The sequence below is a fragment of the Streptomyces sp. NBC_00400 genome (genome assembly GCF_036048035.1).
Lineage (GTDB): Bacteria > Actinomycetota > Actinomycetes > Streptomycetales > Streptomycetaceae > Streptomyces.
In genome coordinates this window covers 4,175,022-4,197,281 of record NZ_CP107940.1, presented here as the reverse complement: position 1 = coordinate 4,197,281, position 22,260 = coordinate 4,175,022, and the positions used below count along the sequence as shown (strand labels likewise).

The 22,260-nt window shown below is 71.3% G+C and carries 14 protein-coding genes; 8 read left to right on the top strand and 6 right to left on the bottom strand.

What is annotated here, in order from left to right:
* The first annotated feature begins 52 nt into the window (after positions 1 to 52).
* Together OHS81_RS18220 and metG are read left to right on the top strand one after the other, a co-directional pair.
* The gene (locus OHS81_RS18220; protein ID WP_443058858.1) at positions 53 to 1,528 is read left to right on the top strand and encodes an MFS transporter; all 1,476 of its coding nucleotides are present in this window, start codon (positions 53 to 55) and stop codon (positions 1,526 to 1,528) included.
* 127 nt (positions 1,529 to 1,655) lie between these two features.
* The gene (metG, locus tag OHS81_RS18215) at positions 1,656 to 3,374 is read left to right on the top strand and encodes a methionine--tRNA ligase (protein WP_328385796.1); all 1,719 of its coding nucleotides are present in this window, start codon (positions 1,656 to 1,658) and stop codon (positions 3,372 to 3,374) included.
* 174 nt (positions 3,375 to 3,548) lie between these two features.
* Here the strand turns inward: metG and OHS81_RS18210 are convergent, their stop codons facing one another.
* Positions 3,549 to 5,273, bottom strand: a complete 1,725-nt coding sequence (locus tag OHS81_RS18210; protein ID WP_328385795.1) for a hypothetical protein — start codon at positions 5,271 to 5,273, stop codon at positions 3,549 to 3,551.
* A gap of 201 nt (positions 5,274 to 5,474) precedes the next feature.
* Positions 5,475 to 7,238, bottom strand: coding sequence for an aspartate--tRNA ligase (gene aspS, locus OHS81_RS18205; protein ID WP_328385794.1), 1,764 nt, complete (start codon positions 7,236 to 7,238; stop codon positions 5,475 to 5,477).
* 265 nt (positions 7,239 to 7,503) lie between these two features.
* Between aspS and OHS81_RS18200 the strand changes: the two genes are divergently transcribed.
* On the top strand, positions 7,504 to 9,648 hold the full coding sequence (locus tag OHS81_RS18200; RefSeq protein WP_328385793.1) for an ATP-binding SpoIIE family protein phosphatase: 2,145 nt from the start codon (positions 7,504 to 7,506) through the stop codon (positions 9,646 to 9,648).
* Here OHS81_RS18200 and OHS81_RS18195 read toward each other — a convergent pair.
* The 3 genes from OHS81_RS18195 to OHS81_RS18185 form a co-directional block, all read right to left on the bottom strand.
* Positions 9,588 to 10,724 (bottom strand): AI-2E family transporter, encoded by a 1,137-nt coding sequence (locus tag OHS81_RS18195; RefSeq protein ID WP_328385792.1) that lies wholly within the window; start codon positions 10,722 to 10,724, stop codon positions 9,588 to 9,590. The genes OHS81_RS18200 and OHS81_RS18195 overlap by 61 nt on opposite strands.
* A 98-nt stretch (positions 10,725 to 10,822) precedes the next feature.
* Positions 10,823 to 11,776, bottom strand: coding sequence for a pirin family protein (locus tag OHS81_RS18190; RefSeq protein WP_328385791.1), 954 nt, complete (start codon positions 11,774 to 11,776; stop codon positions 10,823 to 10,825).
* Positions 11,777 to 11,987: 211 nt separating this feature from the next.
* Complete coding sequence (locus tag OHS81_RS18185; RefSeq protein ID WP_328385790.1) at positions 11,988 to 12,461, bottom strand: SseB family protein; 474 nt, start codon at positions 12,459 to 12,461, stop codon at positions 11,988 to 11,990.
* A 164-nt stretch (positions 12,462 to 12,625) separates the two neighbouring features.
* Between OHS81_RS18185 and OHS81_RS18180 the strand changes: the two genes are divergently transcribed.
* From OHS81_RS18180 to OHS81_RS18160, 5 genes are all read left to right on the top strand, one after another.
* Positions 12,626 to 14,452: an acyl-CoA dehydrogenase gene (locus tag OHS81_RS18180; RefSeq protein ID WP_328385789.1), complete on the top strand. Its 1,827-nt coding sequence runs from the start codon at positions 12,626 to 12,628 to the stop codon at positions 14,450 to 14,452.
* 338 nt (positions 14,453 to 14,790) lie between these two features.
* On the top strand, positions 14,791 to 16,086 hold the full coding sequence (locus OHS81_RS18175; RefSeq protein ID WP_328385788.1) for a M18 family aminopeptidase: 1,296 nt from the start codon (positions 14,791 to 14,793) through the stop codon (positions 16,084 to 16,086).
* A gap of 1 nt (position 16,087) precedes the next feature.
* The gene (locus tag OHS81_RS18170) at positions 16,088 to 18,184 is read left to right on the top strand and encodes an AfsR/SARP family transcriptional regulator (RefSeq protein ID WP_328385787.1); all 2,097 of its coding nucleotides are present in this window, start codon (positions 16,088 to 16,090) and stop codon (positions 18,182 to 18,184) included.
* Between the two features lie 325 nt (positions 18,185 to 18,509).
* The gene (locus OHS81_RS18165; RefSeq protein WP_328385786.1) at positions 18,510 to 19,367 is read left to right on the top strand and encodes a DUF4232 domain-containing protein; all 858 of its coding nucleotides are present in this window, start codon (positions 18,510 to 18,512) and stop codon (positions 19,365 to 19,367) included.
* 328 nt (positions 19,368 to 19,695) lie between these two features.
* Positions 19,696 to 20,349: a DUF4232 domain-containing protein gene (locus tag OHS81_RS18160; protein WP_328385785.1), complete on the top strand. Its 654-nt coding sequence runs from the start codon at positions 19,696 to 19,698 to the stop codon at positions 20,347 to 20,349.
* Between the two features lie 69 nt (positions 20,350 to 20,418).
* Here the strand turns inward: OHS81_RS18160 and OHS81_RS18155 are convergent, their stop codons facing one another.
* Complete coding sequence (locus OHS81_RS18155) at positions 20,419 to 22,227, bottom strand: NHL domain-containing thioredoxin family protein (protein WP_328385784.1); 1,809 nt, start codon at positions 22,225 to 22,227, stop codon at positions 20,419 to 20,421.
* Positions 22,228 to 22,260 lie beyond the last annotated feature (33 nt).

The window sequence follows — 22,260 nt, the reverse complement described above, 5'->3', positions numbered from 1 at the left end:
TCCTTCCTGGGCCACCGCGGCCGAGCCCGATCCACGGCGCTGGTGGGCGCTGGTGGTGATCGCGATTGCGCAGTTGATGGTGGTGCTGGACGCGAGCATCGTGAACATCGCTCTGCCCTCGGCCCAGCGGGACCTGGGGATGTCGGACGCGAACCGCCAGTGGGTGATCACCGCGTACACGCTCGCGTTCGGCGGGCTGCTGCTGCTCGGCGGGCGGATCGCCGACATGGTGGGGCGGAAGAAGACCTTCATGATCGGACTGGTCGGCTTCGCGATCGCGTCCGGGCTGGGCGGCGCGGCCACCGGGTCCGGGCTGCTCTTCGGGGCGCGGGCGCTGCAGGGCGCCTTCGCGGCGCTGCTGGCCCCCTCCGCGCTGTCGTTGCTGACCACCACCTTCACCATCGGGAAGGAACGCAGCAAGGCCTTCGGGATCTACGGCGCCATTGCCGGCGGGGGCGCGGCCATCGGGCTGATCGCCGGCGGGCTGCTGACCCAGTATCTGAACTGGCGCTGGTGCCTGTATGTGAACGTCCCGATCGCCGTGGTCGCCTTCATCGGGGCCGCCGTGTTCCTGCGCGACCGGCCCGAGCGGGGGCGCGTCTGGCTGGACGCGCCGGGCGTGGTGCTGGGCTGCGGCGGTCTGGTCGCGATCGTGTACGGGTGCAGTGAAGCGGAGCCGCGGGGCTGGGGGGACGGGCTGGTCCTCGGGCTGCTGGTGGGGGGTGTGGCGCTGCTGGGCGCTTTCGCGTGGTGGCAGACGAGGGCGCGCCACCCCCTGCTGCCGTTGCACATCGTCCGCAACCGGAATCGTGGCGGCGCCTTCCTGACCATGGCACTGGCGGTCATCGGGCTGTTCGGAATGTTCCTTTTCATGACCTATTACCTCCAGACCGTGCTCGGATATTCACCGGTAAGGACCGGGGTGGCCTTCCTGCCGATGGTGGTGGCGATCGTCGTCGGGTCGACGCAGATCTCGGCGAGGCTGCTGCACCGGATCCCGCCCCGGTTCCTGATGGTCCCGGGCGCCCTCCTCGCCTCCGCGGGGCTCTTCACCCTGACGTTCCTGACGGCCGAGCCCGCGTATGTCTCCCATGTGCTCCCGGCCATGCTGCTGGTCGGCCTCGGCATGGGCCTGACCTTCATGCCGGTGATGGCGACGGCCACGTCCGGGGTCGCTGCGCACGACTCCGGCGTCACGTCCGCGACGGTCAACACGGCGCAGCAGGTGGGCGGTTCGATCGGCACGGCGCTGCTGAACACGATCGCGACCTCGACGAGTGCGGCGTATATCGCGGATCACCTGGCGAACGCGGCCCGCAGCAGCGGGGCACTCGGGCTCACCCCGGCGGTGCGGGACGGGATCGTCAAGAGCGGAGTGGTGCACGGGTTCACCGTGGCCATCGGTGCGGGTTCGGCGATCATGCTGCTGGCTGCGCTGGTCGCCGGGCTGCTGGTCAACGGCCGGCCCGCGAGGCAGGGCCAGGTCCCGGCGGCGGACAGCGCGGAGTCGGCGGACGCGGCGGCGTGAGAAGGCGGAACGGGCGGGCCCCTCGCCCCGGAAAAGGCCGCACGGGCACCCCCACCCCGTCCAGTACGATATTGACGTTCCGTAAAGCAAATCCTCACTCACCGTAGCGACTTGGGAGCAGCCGGCAATGGCTCGACACCTCATCACCAGCGCCCTTCCGTATATCAACGGGATCAAGCACCTGGGCAACATGGTGGGGTCCATGCTCCCGGCCGATGTGTATGCGCGGTATATGCGCCAGCGCGGGCACGACGTGCTCTACATCTGCGCGACGGACGAGCACGGGACCCCCGCCGAGCTGGCGGCGAAGGACGCGGGCCGGTCGGTCGACGCGTTCTGTGCGGAACAGCACGACAAGCAGAAGGCGATCTACGAGGGCTTCGGCCTCGAATTCGACTACTTCGGCCGGAGCTCGTCGCGGGAGAACGTGGAGCTGACGCAGCACTTCGCGCGCAAGCTCCACGAGAACGGCTTCATCGAGGAGCGGGCGATCCGCCAGGTCTTCTCGATCGCCGACGACCGCTTCCTGCCCGACCGCTACATCGTCGGCACGTGTCCGCACTGCGGCTACGACAAGGCGCGCGGCGACCAGTGCGAGAACTGCACCCGGGTGCTCGACCCGACCGACCTGATCGACGCCCGGTCGGCGATCAGCGGCAGCGGTGAGCTGGAGGTGCGCGAGACCAAGCACCTCTTCCTGCTCCAGTCGAAGCTGCAGCACGAGGTCGAGGGCTGGCTGGACGGCAACGGCAGCAAGGACTGGCCGACGCTGGCCTCGTCCATCGCGCACAAGTGGCTGACCGAAGGCCTCCAGGACCGGGCGATCACCCGTGACCTGGACTGGGGCGTTCCGGTGCCGGCCGATGTGTGGCCGGAGCTGGCGGCCGAGGGCAAGGTCTTCTACGTCTGGTTCGACGCCCCGATCGAGTACATCGGGTCGACGAAGGAGTGGGCGGACGCCGTCTCCGACGGGAGCCGCGACTGGAAGTCGTGGTGGTACGAGGCCGATGACGTCCGGTACACGGAGTTCATGGCCAAGGACAATGTGCCGTTCCACTCCGTGATGTTCCCGGCGACGCAGCTGGGCACCCGCGAGCCGTGGAAGAAGGTCGACTTCCTCAAGGCCTTCAACTGGCTCAACTACTACGGCGGGAAGTTCTCCACCTCCCAGCGGCGCGGCATCTTCACGGACGCGGCGCTGGAGCTGCTGCCCGCCGACTACTGGCGCTACTTCCTGATCGCCAACGCCCCGGAGTCGGACGACACCTCCTTCACCTGGGAGCTGTTCTCGGCGTCGGTCAACAAGGACCTGGCGGACACCCTCGGCAACTTCGTCAACCGGGTGCTGTCGTTCTCGCGCAAGCGGTTCGGTGACGAGGTGCCCGCGGGCGCCGAGGCCGGGGCCGCGGAGCAGAAGCTCGGGGAGGAAATCGCCGGGCTGCTGACGGAGTACGAGGGCCACATGGAGGCCCTGCAGTTCCGTAAGGCCGCGGCCTCGCTGCGCGCCCTGTGGAGCGCGGGCAACTCCTACCTGGAGGAGAAGGCCCCGTGGCTGGAGATCAAGACCGACAAGGACGCGGCGGCGCTGACGCTGCGTACGGCGATGAACCTCATCCACCTCTACGCGATCGTCTCCGAGCCGTTCATCCCGTCCTCGGCCAAGGCGATGCGGGGGGCCTTCGCCCTGGAGAACGACACCGCGGTGTGGGTCTCGCCCAAGGACGCGAAGGCGTTGGCCTCGGTACCCGCCGGGACGCCCTTCACGGTGCCGCCGGTGCTCTTCGCGAAGATCACCGAGGAGGACCTGGAGTCCTACCGCGAGCGCTTCGGCGGCGCGGAGCAGTAAGCCAGGACCGCCCGTGCGCGTCGGTTCCGGCCGGCGCCCCGGGGCGGCAATTCGGTGGGGGCGCGGGTGTGTTCGCGCCCGGACCTCTCAGCACCGCAGTCACGCCCGTCCGCCCCCTGGGCCGGACGGGCGCGCTGCGTCCGGACACTTTCCGGTCCCCGGGCAGGACGTCGCTCAGCGCTTGCGCGGCGAGGACACATAAGCGGCCAGGCGTCCGAAGCCCGGCACCGGCGGCAGGGTGACCCGCCGCCAGCCACGGGCGTAAGCCGGCGGCCGCTGACCGCCTGCCACCACGACGGCGACCGGACGGCGCGCACCCAGCTCGGCCAGGCCCGCGGGGGTGATGCTGGCGTCATGGCCGTGGGGCTGGCGGGACGCACAGCCCGCCCGGTACGCCACCCGTACCGCCTCCTCGCCGCTCACCACGCACGGCGGCCGTACACCGGCCGCCCGCAGCGCCGTGGCGACCCGCTCGACACCGGCCTGTGCCCGTGCGGTGCTCCGCACCATCGTGTGCCAGACCGTCAGTTGGATGACCTCGTGGCCCAGCAGCACAAGGACGAGGACGGCCACCGCCCAGGCGTGCCGGCGGCGCGGCAGGAGGGTCAGCCAGTACAGGAACCAGGCGGCCGGCATCATCAGCAGGGCATAGGCGGGCAGCAGGAAGCGGGGGGCGGCGTAGTCCACCGTCAGGAGGTAGGGGGCGGCCAGGCAGAGGCCGGCCAGGGCCGGGAGGACGACGGGAGCCGGGCCGTACCGGTGCAGCGGACCGCGGGGGTCGCTCAGGCGCACCAGCGGCCAGGCGGGGCCGCGGCCGTGCCGCCCGCCGCCGGGCGCCGAATCGTCCGCCGGGTCCGGGCCGAGGCTGCCGGGCCGGATGGGCGCCAGCCCGAGGGGGTGCCGGGCCCCGCTGCGGTCCGCAGGCCCGTACCCGTGCAGCCCGCCACGGGGCTCGCGGGCGCGCAGCGCCGCCCACACCGCTCCGGCGACCGCCAGGGGCAGCACCAGCCACCACACCGCCGTCACCGGATGTTCCCAGCTCAGATGGCAGGGGCGGCACAGTGTCTTGCCCTGGAGTGCCCGTGCGTGGTCGTCGAAGGTCAGATGCCAGCCGAGACCGCCCTGAATCTGCCCGGCCCTGTGCAGCCGTGCCAAAAGCCCGCCGTAGGACAGATACGCCTCCACGACCCAGGGGGCACACCCCAGGGCCAGGCCGGCCGGCAGCGCGAGCAGCACGGCGGGGCGTCGCCAGGTCGGGACGCACAGCGCGGCGGCGCAGAGCGGCACGGCCAGCCAGATGGCGTCGGTGGGACGCATCAGCGCGGTCACGGCGACCGCGGCGGCGAGGCCGGCCGCGGCACGCCAGTCGCGGCGCGGGGCCAGTTGGCGGGGCGGCTGCCGTACGGCCCGCAGGAAGCAGCCGGTGGCGGCGAGCGCGGCGTAGCCGACCCACAGGTTGGGCATCGCCTGCCCGCCGTAGAAGAGCGTGACCCACAGCCCGGCGAACAGTGCGCCGCCCAGGGCCGGTACGGGGGCGGGCAGCACCCGGCGCCAGATGCACAGGGTGAGCAGGAGCGCGGCGCCGGAGAGCACCGCCAGGTAGCAGTGCAGCACGGTCGCCGAGGCCGTCAGGGCCGCCACCGGGGCGAGCAGGAAGGTGACACCGCGGGCGCGCGGGGCGCTGAAGAACGCGGCCGGCGCATGGGGGTCGACCTGGCTGACGTACACCGTCTCGTCCCACCCCAGGCCGGGGGCGGCGACTGCGGAGGCGAGCAGGCAGGCGGTGAAGACGACGGCCACGGCGGTGAGCCACCGCAGATCGCCGGCCGGGACGGGGCGGGTCACCCGAGCCGGCGGCCCCAGGGCGGACCTGGCGGTGAGGAGACTTGCTTGCTGCATGAGCACCACAGTGCGTGCCCTGCCGGGGCCCTGCCACACGGATGGGGCGGTCGGGGCACTCGGCCGGGTCCGGAGCCGTCCCGGGGATGTGCCGCTCCCGGCCGCCTACGCCCCACGGGCCTGCACACGGGCCGGGGCGGCGTTTCACGTGAAACGCCGCCCCTCAGCCTGTTCGGGGCTTCTCGCCCCGGGCGCTGCCGCCTACTTCGCCTGCGGCTTGCGCAGGGAGAGGTGCAGCTCCTTGAGGCGCGCCTCGTCGACCTCGCTCGGGGCGCCCATCAGCAGGTCCTGGGCGTTGCCGTTGAGCGGGAAGGCGATGGTCTCGCGGATGTTGGGCTCGTCGGCCAGCAGCATGACGATGCGGTCGACGCCGGGGGCGATGCCACCGTGCGGCGGGGCGCCGAACTTGAAGGCACGGAGCATGCCGCCGAACTCCGCCTCGACCGTCTCCTTGTCGTAGCCGGCGATCGCGAAGGCCTTGTACATGACCTCGGGCTCGTGGTTCCGGATGGCGCCGGAGGACAGCTCGGTGCCGTTGCAGACGATGTCGTACTGCCAGGCCAGGATGTCCAGCGGGTCCTTGGTCTCCAGCGCCTCCAGGCCGCCCTGCGGCATGGAGAAGGGGTTGTGCGAGAACTCGATCTTGCCGGTGTCCTCGTCCTTCTCGAACATCGGGAAGTCGACGATCCAGCAGAAGCGGAACTCGCCCTCGACGAAGCGGCCGACGCGCTTGGCGGCCTCGACGCGGACCGCACCCATGATCTTGGAGACCTCGTCGAACTCGCCGGCACCGAAGAAGACGGCGTGGCCGGCCTTGAGGTCCAGGGCGGCGACCAGCGCCTTGATGTCGTCCTCGGTGAGGAACTTGGCGATCGGACCGGTCAGCGCATTCTCCTCGCCGACCCGGACCCAGGCCAGGCCCTTGGCGCCCTGCTGGACGGCGAAGTCACCCAGCTGGTCGAAGAACTTGCGCGACTGGTCAGCGGTGTCCGGCACGGCCAGGGCGCGGACGTGCTTGTCGGCGAAGGCCTTGAAGCCGGAGCCGGCGAAGACGTCCGAGACATCGACCAGCTCCAGCTCGGCGCGCAGGTCCGGCTTGTCGGAGCCGTACTTGAGCATCGCCTCGCGGAACGGGATGCGCGGGAAGGGGGAGGTGACCGTACGGCCGTTGCCGAACTCGGTGAACAGCTCGGTCATCAGCTTCTCGACGGGCCCGAAGACGTCTTCCTGCTCGACGAAGCTCATCTCGATGTCGAGCTGGTAGAACTCGCCCGGCGAGCGGTCCGCGCGGGCGTCCTCGTCGCGGAAGCAGGGCGCGATCTGGAAGTAGCGGTCGAAGCCGGCGATCATCAGCAGCTGCTTGAACTGCTGCGGGGCCTGCGGCAGCGCATAGAACTTGCCGGCGTGCAGACGCGAGGGGACCAGGAAGTCACGGGCGCCCTCGGGGGAGGTCGCGGACAGGATCGGGGTCGCCATCTCGTTGAAGCCGAGGGTCACCATCTTGTGGCGGATGGCGGAGATGACGGCGGTGCGCAGCATGATGTTGCGGTGCATCCGCTCGCGGCGCAGGTCGAGGAAGCGGTACTCGAGGCGCCGCTCCTCGTTGACGCCGTCGTCCGCGTTGATCGTGAAGGGGATCTGGTCGGCGGCGCCGAGCACCTCGACGTCGGAGACCTCGATCTCGATCTCACCCGTCGGCAGGTCGGGGTTGACGTTGTCGGCGCCGCGCGCGCTGACCTTGCCGTCGATCCGGACGACGGTCTCCTTGGTCAGGGAGCCAAGGGCCTCGTTGGCGGGGGTGCCGGGGCGGGCGACGAGCTGAACGAGACCGTAGTGGTCGCGCAGATCGATGAAGAGGATGCCGCCCAGGTCACGTCGATTGTGCAGCCAGCCACTGAGGCGGACGTCGGTGTCGACGTCCGCGGCTCGGAGCTCGCCGCAGTTATGGGACCGGTACCGATGCATCGCTCATCCAAGTCGTCGCGAGGTCGAGGTGAGGAGTTGTCGGGAGAGGGAGAGGAAAAGGAGTACGGGCGCGGGTGCCCGGTCGCTCTCCCCGTGGATCACCCGAAAGGCCACCCCAGGATTGGCATAACCGCTCCAGGTTACCGTCCCGGCCCGCACGCCTTCGTTGACATATACGCATCAGAGGAGCGGGGCGCCCCCACTGGGACGATGGTCACGTCCGGATCGCTGGTCCGGTCCCGCTAAACACACATAAAGTGAGGCAATGCGCACCGAGGATCTCCTGGCCGCCATCGCGACCGGCCTGTGGCGCTGGGACAACGCAGCGGGACGGGTGACCCTCGACTCCGAAGCGGCCCGGCTGCTCGGGCTGCCCGCCGCCCCGGCGGAGCTGACCGAGGCCGCGGTGCGCTCCCGTTTTCATCCCGTCGACTTCGCCGAGATCAACGGGATCGTGCAGCTCGCGCTCGCCGAGAAGACGCTCGCCGAGGCCCGGCTGCGCATCGTGGACGAGCGCGGACGGGTGCAGCGCATCGTCCGCTCCCGCTCCCGCCCCCGCATCGTCGACGGCGGCTTCGAGCTGGTCGGCACCCTTCAGGAGGTGCCCGAGCCGCAGCCCGGGACCTCCGCCGCGCACACCCCGATCACCGGCGACTGGCGCCGCTCGCGCGAGGCGTTCCTGCTGGACGCGGGCCGGGGGCTGGCCGAGGCGCGGTCCACCGCCGAGGTGCTGCGGGTCGCGGCCGGACTGTCCATGCCCGGGTTCATGCCGGACGGGCTGGCGGTCTTCGGCATCGAGGGCGACCGGCTGTCGGTCATCGGCCACCACGGCGACGACGAGCGGCCGTTCGTCGCCATGACGCTGGAGACCGACTATCCGGCCGCCGAGGTCATCCGTACCGGCCGGGCCATCTATCTGCCCACGCCCGAGGAGTACAGCCGCCGTTACCCCGGCACCTGGCCGCTGGCCGCCCGCTTCCGCCGGACGTCCTGGGCGTTCCTGCCGCTGGTGAACGCGGGCCGGACGATCGGCGCCTGGATGGCGGCGTTCGCCCAGCCGGTGGCGTTCACGCCCGATGAGCGCTCGGTGCTGACCACCGTCGCCCGGATGCTGGCACAGGCGCTGGCCAGGGCCGGTATGCAGGAGGAGCAGCAGGAGCTGGCACTGGGGCTGCAGCGCAGCATGATGCCCACGGTGCAGCCGGACATCCCGGGGATGACGGTCGCGGCCCGCTATGTCCCGACCGGCGGCGGGCTGGCGGTCGGCGGCGACTGGTACGACATGATCCCGCTGCCGTCCGGCCGGATCGCGCTGGTCATCGGGGATGTCCAGGGGCACGACGTGCGGGCGGCGGGCCTGATGGGGCAGTTGCGGATCGCGCTGCGGGCCTATGCCTCCGAGGGGCACCACCCCGATGCGGTGCTCTCCCGTGCCTCCCGGTTCCTGGCCGGCATCAACGAGACCGCGCTCCGCGGCCACGGCGAGGACCAGCGCTTTGCGACCTGCCTCTACATCGAGGTGGACCCGGCGACGGGGCTGCTGGACATCGCACGGGCCGGCCACCCCGACCCGGCGATCCGGATGAGCGACGGCACGGTGCTGGTCCGGCCCACTGCGGGCGGGCTGCCGCTGGGCATCGTCCCGGACGCCGACTACCCGACCACCCGGCTCGTCCTGGAGCCCGGCGAGACCATGATGGTGTGCACCGACGGGCTGATCGAGACCGGCGGCCACGATCTGGAGACCGGCTGGTCGCGGCTGCGCGACATCATCGAGGCGCATCAGCCCGGCGGGGACGGCGAGAGCCTGGAGCGGCTGGCCGACGCCCTGGTCCAGGCCGTGCACGGCCCGTCCTCGCACCACACCACCGGGCCACTGGCGGACCGCCGCGAGGACGACATCGCCGTTCTCCTGCTGTGCCGCGAGGCCGCCGGCTGCGGGGTCGGGACCGGCGGCCTGTTCGCGCCGCAGCCCATACGGCGCACCGTGCTCTCCGTCGCGCAGGCCGAGCCGGAGCGGATAGCCGAGGCGCGCCGTCAGGTCCGTGACGTGCTGCACGACTGGGCCGACCCGGACCAGGTGGACTCGGCGGTGCTGATGGTCTCCGAGATGGTCACCAACGTCCTGCTGCACACCGACGGAGAGGCGCTGCTGGTCGCCGAGATCACCGGTGAACGGGGCGCCCGGCGCATCCGTGTCGATGTCGCCGACAGCAGCGATGAGCTGCCGCACCGCCGCTGCCCCGGCGAACTGGCGTCGTCGGGGCGCGGTCTGATGCTGCTGGAACTGCTGGCCGGCTCCTGGGGGGTGGACCCGCGCGGGGACGGCAAGTCGACGTGGTTCGAGCTCTACGAGGACGCGGGGGACGCGGCGGGTCCGGCGTCACCGGAGTCCGGGCCCGCGGCGTAGTACTCCCGCAGCTCGTGGAGGATGCCGGTGACGGCGGCGGTCAGCGGTACGGACAGCAGCATGCCGAGGATCCCGGCGACGCTGGCGCCCGCGGTGATCGCCAGCAGCACCGTCGCCGGATGCATCTTGACCGTCCGGCTCTGGATCATCGGCTGCAGTACGTGCCCCTCCAGCACCTGCACGGCCAGGACGACGCCGAGCGCCCAGAGTGCGATCACAAAGCCGCGGTCGGCCAGCGCCACCAGGATCGCCACGGCGCCGGAGATGAAGGCGCCGAGGTAGGGGATATAGGCGCCGACGAAGACCAGCGCGCCCAGCCCGACGGCGCCCGGCACCCGGAGGATCAGCAGTCCGACGGTGATGCAGATGGCGTCGATCAGGGCGATGAAGGTGGTGCCCCGCATAAAGCCTTCGATGGACTGGAAGCCGCGCCGGGCCATCCGCTCCAGCTGTGGTGCGGAGCCGCCGGGCGCCCAGTGGTTCAACGTGCGGACGGCCTTGTCCGCGTCCCGCAGGAAGAAGAAGGTCAGCAGCAGGGCCAGGACCGCGGCGGCGAGGAACTGGCCGACCGCGCTGACACCGGTCAGCAGCCCCGAGGCCGCGGTGCCGCCGAACTTGGTCACCAGCCCCTTGGACCGGGAGGCGAGATCGTCGAGCGAGGTACCGGCCGCTCCGAAGTGCTGGGAGAGGTCCTTGGCGGCCTGCCTGAGCGAGGAGATGATCTGGTCACCGGTGTCGACCAGCGCGTTGATGACGATGTATCCGGCGCCGCCGACCACCACCACAAGGACCGCACAGGTCAGTCCGGCGGCCAGTGAGCGGTTGAGCTTCATCGCCACCAGCCGCCGGTAGAGCGGTCCGAGCAGCCCGCTGCCGAGCAGCGCCAGCAGTACGGGCGTCACCGCCGCGCTCAGTTCGACGCACAGCCACACCACGAGGGCCACCACGGCCGCGAGCAGCAGCCCTACCAGACACCAGGCCGCGGCACGGCGGGCCTGGACCGGCAGCAACGGCGGTGCGGACCGTGGCCGTTCACGTCCGGCGCCGGGCCCGTTTTCCTCCGAGTCGTTTTGCACCCCGCCAGTCCACCACGGCCACAGGCCCGGACCCGGCCCCCGAAACGTGTCAGGGGCGGCGTTTCACGTGAAACGCCGCCCCTGCTGCCGACCGGGCGTCAGTGCCCGTCGGCGGGGATCGTCCCGAGCCGGCCGGCCTGGAAGTCCTCGAAGGCCTGCGCCAGTTCGGCGTGGGTGTTCATCACGAACGGCCCGTAATGCATCATCGGCTCGCGGATCGGCAGCCCACCGAGCAGCACCACCTCGAAGTTCGGACTGCGCGACTCCTGGGACTCGTCCGCCCGGATCGTGACCGAGTCCCCGGCACCGAACACGACCGACTGCCCCATACGGAACGGGCGCCCCTCCGCACCGGCCGAGCCGCGTCCGGCCAGGGCGTAGGCGAGGGCGTTGAAGTCCTTGCGCCAGGGGAGGGTCAGCTCCGCGCCCGGGTTCACCGTCACATGCATCATCGTGATCGGCGTATGCGTGATGCCCGGACCGTCGTGGCCGTCGAGATCACCGGCGATCAGCCGCAGCAGCGCTCCGCCGTCGCCGGAGGCCAGCAGCTTGACCTGGCCACCGCCGATGTCCTGGTAGCGAGGGGCCATCATCTTGTCGCTCTTCGGCAGGTTCACCCACAGCTGGAGGCCGTGGAAGAGACCGCCCGACATGACCAGCGACTCCGGCGGCGCCTCGATGTGCAGCAGACCCGAACCGGCCGTCATCCACTGGGTGTCGCCGTCGTTGATGACGCCGCCGCCACCGTGTGAGTCACGGTGCACGAAGGTGCCGTCGAGCAGATACGTCACCGTCTCGAAGCCGCGGTGCGGGTGCCAGGGCGTGCCCTTGGCCTCTCCGGGCGCGTACTCCACCTCGCCCATCTGGTCCATCATGATGAACGGGTCGAGGTGCTTGTAGTCGATGCCGGCGAACGCCCGGCGCACCGGGAAGCCCTCGCCCTCGAAGCCGCTCGGAGCGGTGGCAACGGCCAGCACGGGACGGGCGTGCGCCGCGACGGGCGCCGCCACACGCGGCAGGGTCAGCGGGTTCTCTACGGTCACAGCGGGCATGACGGCCTCCTCGGTCGTTCCCCCAACTTAGTTGAATGGTGAACAACCCGCAAGGCGTGCTGTATTCCCGTCCATATTTCCGCAGGTCAAAGGGGTCACTCCGGACGATCTCGACCCCGGCCCCGGACACGAATCAGGCCGGCCCCGACCCGGGACCGGCCCTCGATGCCGCCGCAGTGGCGGCCCTCGGCCCGCTGTACAGCAGGGGCGGTCAGCCGTACATGCGCCGCATCGCGAAGTCGACCATCTGCTCCACGGCCTTCGCGTCGAAGACCATCCGGTGGTCACCCTCCATGTCGAGGACGAACCCGTAGCCGGTCGGCAGCAGGTCCAGCACCTCGGCGCCGGTGATCACGAAGTACTTCGACTCCTTGCCCGCGTACCGCCGCAGCTCCTTGAGGGAGGTGAACATCGGGATCACCGGCTGCTGGGTGTTGTGCAGCGCCAGGAAGCCGGGGTTGTCACCGCGCGGGCAGTAGATCTTGGACGTGGAGAAGATGCCCTGGAAGTCCTCGGCCGACATCGAGCCGGTGGTGAAGGCACGCACCGCATCGGCGAGAGAGGGCGGGGACGGCTCGGGATACAGCGGCGCCTCGCCGTAGCCCCCGGGGGGCGATTGCTGCGGCGGGGGCGGCGCTCCGTATTGCTGCTGCCCGGCACCCGCGTTCTGGTCGTAGCCGTACATGCGCCACAGCGTACTGAGTCGGCGATTCGCCGGGGGACGCTCGTCACAGATGGGCGGTAGGGGTTGATTCTTATTACCGGTGGGTAGCATCATCGTAGGCACTTGCTACTTGCTGGTATTTGCGTTTGAGGTCCTCCCTCCCGAACCCTTACGGAGCCGTATCCATGGGGCACTACAAGTCGAATCTCCGCGACATCGAGTTCAACCTCTTCGAGGTGCTCGGCCGTGACAGCGTGTACGGCACCGGACCGTTCGCGGAGATGGATGTCGACACCGCCAAGAGCGTGCTGTCCGAGATCGCCCGGCTGTCCGAGAACGAGCTGGCCGAGTCGTTCACCGACGCCGACCGCAACCCGCCGGTCTTCGACCCGGACACCAACACCGCGCCGGTTCCGGACACGTTCAAGAAGAGCTACCAGGCCTTCATGGACGCCGAGTGGTGGCGTCTGGGCATCCCGGAGGAGCTCGGCGGCACCACCGCGCCGCGCTCCCTCCTCTGGGGCTTCGCCGAGACGATCCTGGGCGCCAACCCGGCCGTGTGGATGTACGCGTCCGGCCCCGCCTTCGCCGGTGTGCTCTTCGAGGAGGGCACCGAGGAGCAGCACCGCATAGCCCAGCTGATGGTGGACAAGCAGTGGGGCTCCACCATGGTGCTCACCGAGCCGGACGCCGGTTCGGACGTCGGCGCCGGCCGCACCAAGGCCGTGCAGCAGGAGGACGGCACCTGGCACATCGAGGGCGTCAAGCGCTTCATCACCTCCGGTGAGCACGACATGTCCGAGAACATCGTGCACTTCGTCCTCGCCCGCCCCGAGGGTGCCGGTCCGGGCACCAAGGGCCTGTCGCTGTTCATCGTGCCGAAGTACGACTTCGACTGGGAGACCGGCGAGCTGGGCGAGCGCAACGGCGCCTACGCCACCAACGTCGAGCACAAGATGGGCCTGAAGGCCTCCAACACCTGCGAGATGACCTTCGGCGCCAACCACCCGGCCAAGGGCTGGCTGCTCGGCGAGAAGCACGACGGCATCCGCCAGATGTTCAAGATCATCGAGTTCGCCCGGATGATGGTCGGCACGAAGGCCATCGCCACCCTCTCCACCGGCTACCTCAACGCGCTGGAGTACGCCAAGGAGCGCGTGCAGGGCCCGGACCTGGCCGCCTTCACCGACAAGACCGCGCCGCGCGTCACGATCACGCACCACCCCGATGTGCGCCGCTCGCTGATGACGCAGAAGGCGTACGCCGAGGGCATGCGCGCCCTGGTGCTCCACACCGCCACGGTCCAGGACGAGATCATCGTCAAGGAGGCCGCGGGCGAGGACGCGAGCGCCGCGATCCGCCTCAACGACCTGCTGCTGCCGATCGTCAAGGGCTACGGCTCGGAGAAGTCCTACGAGCAGCTGGCGCAGTCGCTGCAGACCTTCGGCGGCTCCGGGTACCTGCAGGAGTACCCGATCGAGCAGTACATCCGTGACGCCAAGATCGACACCCTCTACGAGGGCACCACCGCGATCCAGGGCCAGGACTTCTTCTTCCGGAAGATCGTCCGCGACCAGGGCCAGGCGCTCACCGCCCTCTCCGACGAGATCAAGAAGTTCCTCGCGGACAACACCGGCGGCGAGGAGCTGGAGCAGGCCCGCGGCGAGCTGGCCAAGGCGGCCGCCGACCTGGAGGCGATCGTCGGCGCCATGCTGACCGACCTCGCGGCGACCGAGAAGGACGTCAAGTCCATCTACAAGGTCGGCCTGAACACCACCCGCGTGCTGATGGCCTCCGGCGATGTCGTCATCGGCTACCTCCTGCTCAAGGGTGCGGCCGTGGCCGCCGGGAAGCTGGCCGGCGCCTCGGCGAAGGACAAGCCCTTCTACACCGGCAAGATCGCCGCGGCGAAGTTCTTCGCGCACAACGTCCTGCCGGGCGTCGGCGTCCAGCGCTCTCTGGCCGAGTCCGTCGACCAGTCGCTGATGGAGCTCGACGAGGCCGCGTTCTAGGAGCGCCTTGCGCGGCCCTGCTGCAGCGGCGCGTCTCTTAGGAAACTCTCAGACGGGCCGTCCAGACTGATGGCGCCCGCCTCTCTTCCCCCGGAGAGGCGGGCTTCGTCATGTCCGGCAGGCAGCGGGGCCGGCCGCCGCGGCCGCTGCGGATACGCGGGCACTGCGCGGCGTACGCGCGGACAGTACGCGACGTACGCCGGGCCACGAACCCGGAGCCCGGAATCTCCCGCTCCGGAGACTTCCGGTCCTGCATACTGAAATCCTGGCCGGAAGGGAGCGGAGTCACCCTGCATGCGCACGGGGAAATGCGGGGTCCGGCTCCTTATGCTGATTCCATGACCAACTCCGCCCGCTTCGATCGCGGCCACACCGACGACCTGATGTCCTTCCTCGCCGCCAGTCCGTCGCCCTACCACGCAGTGGCGAATGCGGCGGAGCGGCTGGAAAAGGCCGGGTTCCGGCAGGTCGCCGAGGTCGACGAATGGGACGGCGGAACCGGCGGGAAGTTCGTGCTGCGCGGCGGCGCGATCATCGCCTGGTATGTGCCCGAGGGCGCAAGCGCCTCGACTTCGTACCGAATTGTCGGCGCTCACACAGACTCTCCCAATTTGCGCGTCAAACCGATTCCGGACACCGGCTCACGCGGCTGGCGGCAGATCGCCGTCGAGATCTACGGCGGCACACTGCTCAACACCTGGCTCGACCGCGACCTCGGGCTGAGCGGCCGGGTGACACTCGCTGACGGCAGCCACCGGCTCGTGCATGTCGACCGGGCGCTGCTGAGAGTGCCCCAGCTGGCCGTGCACCTCGACCGCTCGGTGAACGCCGACGGACTGAAGCTCGACAAGCAACGCCATATGACGCCGATCTGGGGCCTGGGCGAGGTCGCCGAGGGCGATCTGATCACGTTCGTCGCCGAGGAGACCGGCATACCGGCCGACGACATCAAGGGCTGGGACCTGATGGTGCACAGCATCGAGGCGCCCGCCTACCTGGGCCGCGACCGCGAGCTGGTGGCCGGGCCGCGGATGGACAACCTGCTGTCGGTACACGCCGGTACGGCCGCCCTCACCGCGGCGGCGGCTGCCGGCAGCGCGCTGACCAGCATTCCGGTGCTGGCCGCCTTCGATCACGAGGAGAACGGCAGCCAGTCCGACACCGGCGCGGACGGACCGCTGCTCGGCACGGTCCTGGAGCGCTCGGTGTTCGCCCGCGGCGGCTCGTACGAGGACCGGGCGCGGGCCTTCGCCGGCACCGTCTGCCTGTCGTCCGACACCGGGCACGCCGTCCACCCCAACTACAGCGAACGGCATGAGCCCGGGCACCACCCGATGCCCAACGGCGGGCCGATCCTCAAGGTCAACGTCAACCAGCGCTATGCGACGGACGGCAGCGGACGGGCCGTTTTCGCGGCGGCCTGCGAGCGGGCCGGTGTGCCGTGGCAGAGCTTTGTGTCCAACAACTCGATGCCGTGCGGCACCACCATCGGGCCGATCACCGCGGCCCGGCACGGCATCGCCACGGTCGACATCGGAGTGGCGATCCTGTCCATGCACTCGGCGCGTGAGCTGTGCGGCTCCGAGGACCCGTATCTGCTGGCGAACGCCCTGACGGCCTTCCTGGAGGGCTGAGTTGGAATTCTCACTGCTCGGTCCGATCGCCGTGACGACCGGCTCCACGGAGCTGTCGCTCGGGCCCGCCAAACGGCGCAGTGTGCTTGCGCTGCTGTTGCTGCAGCCCAACACCACCGTCCCGCTGGAGCAGTTGATCGACTCCCTGTGGGAGGACGAGCCCCCCGAACACTCCCGCACCGTCGTCCAGGGGCATGTCTCGCGGCTGCGCGCCACGCTCGCCGAGGGCGGCGCGGAGGCGTACGGCATCGAGCTGACCACCCATGGCTCCGCCTATCTGCTGCGCCTGCCGGAGGAGTTGATCGACGCCCACCGCTTCGGTGAACTGGTGGCACTGGCACGCCCCGAGGCGGCGCCGGGCGACGCCGTACCGCTGCTGCGGGAGGCGCTGGGGCTGTGGCGCGGGCCCGCGCTGACCGGCACGGTCACCAGCCCGCCGTTCGCGGCCGCCGCGCATGCGCTGGAGGAGCGCCGGCTGACGGCCGTGGAAGCGCTGGGGCGGGCGCACGGCGCCCTCGGCGAGCACGAACAGGCCGCCGCCATCCTCTACTCCGCCGCCGTCAACCACCCCTTGCGGGAGGGCCTGATCGCCGGGCTGATGCGGGCGCTGTTCCATACGGGGCGGCAGTCCGATGCGCTGGAGTGGTTCCACCGCACCCGACGGCTGCTCAACGAGGAGCTGGGTGTCGACCCCGGCGAGCGGCTGCGCCACGCGTACGAGGAGATTCTGCGCGCGGAGGCGGCCGGCGGGAACCGGCAGGGCGCGGGGAAGCCCGGGGCACCTGGCGCGGGCTCCGCTTCGGGCGGGGCACCGTCCGGAGGGGCTGGTTCCCAAGACGCTTCCGGAGGCGGCCGCCCCGGTGCTCCGGCAGCAGACCGCTCCCCAACGGGCGGCGGGGTTCCGCCCGTTGGCGGTGAGGGACAGCCGCCCGCCCAGGGAGTCGCCGGCCGGAATGCGGCGGACTGTGGTCCCCAGGCGCCGGATACCGGCCGGACGCAGTCCGGCGGGCGTGACGGCTCCGGCTCCGCGCGGGGCGGCGCGGCACCGCGACTGCTGCCCCGTCCGCCCGCCCGCTTCCTGGGCCGGGAGGACCAGCTCGCCGCGCTCACCGCGGTGCTGACGGACCGTACGACAGGCGAGAGCCCGCTCGCGGTCGTGGCGGGACCGGCCGGTGTCGGCAAGACCGCCTGCGCCGTGCAGTGGTCGCATCTGCACGCCGGGGCCTTCCCCGACGGGCAGCTCTTCGCCGATCTGCGCGGCTTCGGCGAAGGCGACGAAGCGCCCCCGGCCGAGATTCTGCGCGACTTCCTGCTGGCGCTCGGCACTCCGCCGGAGCGGGTGCCCGGCTCGGCGCAGGCCGCATCGGCGCTGTTCAGGTCGCTGGTCGCGGAGCGCCGGCTGCTGGTCGTCCTCGACAACGCCAGCAGCTCGGCGCAGGTACGGCCGCTGCTGCCCGGTGGCCCGCACTGCGCCACGGTCGTCACGAGCCGCAGCCGTCTCGACGGTCTGGTCGCCACCGACTGCGCCCGGCCGGTCGGCCTCCAGACGCTCGGCCACGAGGAGGGCGCTGCGCTGCTCGGCGCCATGCTCGGCCCGGAGCGCGTCGCCGAGGACCCGGCCGCCGCGCGGGAACTGGTCGATCTGTGCGACGGTCTGCCGCTGGCGCTGCGGGCCGCGGCCGCCCAGCTGACCGCCCGGCCGCGCTGGCGGCTGGCCCGGCTGGCGGCGGCGCTGCGCGACGAACGGCGGCGGCTGGCGCTGCTGTCGGCGGAGGACACCGGCATCGCGGCGGCGCTGCGGATGTCCGTCGCCCGGCTGTCGGCGGACGACGCACGGCTGCTCAGCGCACTGGCGACCAGCGCGGACGGCCACCTCAACGCCTCGTTGGCGGCGGCACTCGCCGGGTACGACCCGGAGCGCACCCAGGACGGTCTGGACCGGCTCGCGGAGATGCATCTGGTGGACGAAGAGGCCACCGATGTCTACACGATCAGCACGCTGACGCAGCTGTTCGCGCGGGACGACCGCGGTGAGGGCGGCGAGGGGGGCACGCGCGGAACGGGTGACGGGAGCAAGGGGAGCGACAGGCGCGGCTGAACTGCGGCCGTCGCTCCCCGCCCCGGGGACGGCCGCACGGTCGGGACGGCGGGGACGGCCTTGGCAGCCCGGGCGGCCGGAACGGCGCGGGCGGCCGGTAGGGCGCGGCCGGCCGGTCGGGGGGACACGGCCGGCCGGGACGGTCGGGGCCCGGCACGGACGGCCGGAACGGCCCGGCCCGGCCCAGCCCCGGAAACGTTAGGCGCACGTTAGTGGCACGGCAGCGGTGGGCGGCAACCTGGTGTTCAGGCCGCAGGACAGAGTCGGCCGGACCGCAGGACGTACCGCCGGGGCGGTGCGGACCACCGACCGGGGGAGACCGGACATGTCGCGCAGCCACGCCCGATCCGAAGCCGCTACCGAGACCGGCGCCCGGACCGTCACTGTTGCCTCTCGTGGGTCCCGTACCGTCCGCCGCCGTACGCTGCGGATCGCCGCGGCCGGGCTGACCGCCGCCGCCGCGCTCACCCTCACCGCCTGCGGCGGCCAGGACAACCCGCTCAAGACGAGCGCGGCCAAGCCGTTCAACCCGTCGCCCCAGGTCGACCGGAACCTGGCGGCGCAGGGCGAGGAGGCCGGGCAGGGCGGCACCCGGACCGACGGCGGCCGGACCGACGGCGGCCGGAGCGACGGCGGCCGGACGGAGCAGACTTACGCGGAGCGGGTCGGCAGCGGCTCCGGAACGGATGCGGGGACGAAGGCCACCGGGACGGGCTCGCGCCGCGCGGCCACGTCCGCCAACGCCTCCGCCGTCCGGCACACCGCGTGCGACGCCGCGAAGATCCGCATCGTCGCCCAGCGGCTGACCCGGCCGGTCAACCATCTTCTGCTGAAGGCCACCAACACCTCCGGTGCCGTCTGCGACCTCTACTACGCCCCCTACCTGCGGTTCGACCAGGCGCAGTCCCCGCTCGACGAACTGCCGGCCAGCAGGCCGCAGTCCGTGGTCACCCTCGCCCCCGGCGAGTCCGGCTACGCCGGCGTGCTGACCTCGTCCGCCGACGGCTCCGGCCGCAACGGCCGCACCGTGACCTCGCTGTCGGTCAGCCTCCCCGGCCGCGACGGCAAGGGCAGCATCGGCGGCTCGGCGGCGGTGGCGCTCCCCGGCGGCTCGGTGCACCTCGACGACAGCGCCTGGGTGACGTACTGGCAGTCGGACGCGAACGAGGCAGCCGCCTGGTGAACCGGGTCCGCTGACCCGGGCCGCGCGACGCGGCCGGCGAAGATCCCCTGAACCAGGGCGCCCGCACTCCCCCAGCGGGCGCCCTTTCTCCTGCCCGGACCGGTCTCCGGTGCCTGCCCCGGGGCGGCCCCGCGCCGCCCCGGGGCTGCTCTTCACCCCGTGCCACGGGCGGATCCCCGCTGCCTACGAACCATCTGCCCCGCTTTGCTGCCACATCGGCCACGGCCCCGGCGAACCCACCCTGGCGCATCCGCCGGCAATGGATATCGTGGCCGTGCCATGCCAGACGCGCCTCGCTGATTGCAGCACTCCACTGGGGGAACCACCCATGACCGCACGCCGCTCCCGCAGCCGTTCCGCCGCGTACGCCGCACTGGCCCTCGGACTGGCTGGCTCCCTCGCCCTGACCGGCTGCAACAGCCACTCCTCGAAGAAGTCGAAGAAGTCCTCCTCCTCCTCGTCTTCCAAGAGCAAGAAGCGCAGGATCATCGGCGGGAGCGCGGCCGCGGCCGGCGCAGCGGGGACGGCGTCCCGGCGGGTGCCCGACTGCTACCCCAGCACGTACAAGGTCACGTTCTCGCAGCAGACCGGCCCGAAGAGCCATGTGGCGGTGAAGTTCAAGAACTCCACCAGCCGCGACTGCAAGCTCTACAACGCTCCGCTGCTGCGCTTCAACAACGCCAAGTCCCCGCTGCCCCTGCTGCAGGGCACGCCCGGTCACTTCGACGGCACCCGCATCACCGTGCCCGCCCATGGTTACGCCTACGCGGTCATCCCGACGAACACCGCAGCCGCCAAGGGCGCCGAGCAGAAGTCGGTGACCATCGACTTCATGGGCATCTCGGCGAGCTCGGTCACGCACGGTCCGGTCACCGTCAACTTCGCGGAGAAGCGGCTCCACGTCTCCGTCGGCAAGAGCAAGGTCACCAACTGGAGCTCCAGCCTTCACGGGGCACAGCTGGCGGGCGGGGTCGGGAACTGATCCGCCGACGCACCGGCCCAGCGACCTGACCCCGTCCCGGGCCCGGCCGACGGGCCCGGGATCCCGCTCCTACCCGGCGTCCAGCCCGGCCAGGACGAGCCCCAGCCGGGCCACCCCGCCCTCGGTGATCTCGACCGGGACGCCCCAGTCCTGCTGGTGCACATGGCAGGCGGGGTACTCGATGTCCGGGGCGTCGTCGCAGGACGCGGCCATCGCCGAGACATGCAGCACGCCTTCGGTCACCCCGTCCGCGAGCACCAGATCCCGTGCGAGATCGGTGCCCGCGCCGGCACCGTCGGCGAGGAGTTCCGGCGGCGTCGCGCTGACCAGCAGCCGCGTCGACGGGCCGTAACGGGTGTCGAGCTTCTGACCGGCCGGGGCCTGGAAGACCACCTCCAGCCGCAGCGCGCCCGGGGCGACCTCGGTGGCCGCGCGCTGGGTGCGGTGCGCCACCGATGCGACGCGGATGGCCTCCTCGGGCAGCCGCAGCCGGGTCAGCCGGTGCCGCGCCGACTCCACCACCACGATGTCGTCGTCGACGAGCACCGCGGCGGACGGCTCGCGCAGATCCGTCGCCAGTGTCGTCACCTCGCCGGTCGCCGGATCGAAGCGGCGCAGTGCGTGGTTGTAGGTGTCCGCGATGGCGACCGAGCCGTCGGGCAGGGCGGTCACGCCCAGCGGGTGCTGGAGCAGCGCCTGGTCCGCGGCGCCGTCGCGGTGCCCGAAGTCGAAGAGGCCGGTGCCGACGGCCGTACGGATGACATAGCCGTCACCTGGTGCGGAGGGCTCCACCCAGCGGACCGCGCTGGTCTCCGAGTCGGCGATCCACAGCCGGTCGCCGGCCGCGGCGAGGCCGGACGGCTGGGCGAACCACGCCTGGGCGGCCGGGCCGTCGACCAGGCCCTCATGGGTCGTACCGGCCGCGACCTCGACCGTGCCGGCGGCCGGGTCCCAGGTCCACAGCTGATGCACTCCGGCCATCGCGATCCACAGCCGGTCCTGCCACCAGGCGATGTCCCACGGTGAGGAGAGATCCACTTCGCGCGCCGGCCCGGAGGTCGGCGAGCCCTGCCACCACTGCTTGCCGGTACCGGCCACGGTCTCCAGCGCACCGGAGGCCGGGTCGAAGACGCGGATGGCGTGATTCACGGTGTCCGCGACGGCCACCCGGCCATCGGGCAGCAGCGCCAGACCCTGCGGTTCGTTGAAGGAGTCCGGCGTCAGACCGCGCTCGCCGGTGCCGATCCGGCGCAGCACCCGCTCGCCGTCCGCGGCCAGCTCCACCAGCTGGTGCCGAGTGGTGTCCGAGACGAGGAAGCTGCCCGCGGGCAGCCGGACCGCCTTGCCGGGGAAGCGCAGATCGGTGGCGACCGGCTCCGGCGGTACGTAGGGGCCGTCACCGCGGCGCAGGGTGCCCTTCGCCGCGTGCTCGGCCTCCAGCTCCTCGACAAGCTTCTCGATGGCGTGCGCATGGCCCTCGCCGGCGTGCTGGGCGACGACATACCCCTCGGGGTCGATCACCACGAGCGTCGGCCAGGCCCGTACCGCGTACTGCTTCCACGTGGCGAGCTCCGGGTCGTCGAGGACCGGGTGCTCGACGCCATAGCGCTCCACGGCATCCACGACCGCCTGGTGCTCGGCCTCGTGCACAAACTTCGGGGAGTGCACACCGATGATCACGACGGTGTCGCGGTGCCGCTCCTCCAGCTCCCGCAGCTCGTCCAGGACATGCAGACAATTCACACAGCAAAAAGTCCAGAAATCCAGAACGACAATGCGTCCCCGCAGGTCAGAGAGGGTCAGATCCTTGTTACCGGTATTCAGCCAGCCGCCCTTGCCGATCAGCTCGGGGGCGCGGACGCGTGCACGTGAAGCCATGTGCACATTCAACGTCACTCCGGTGCGTGCGCA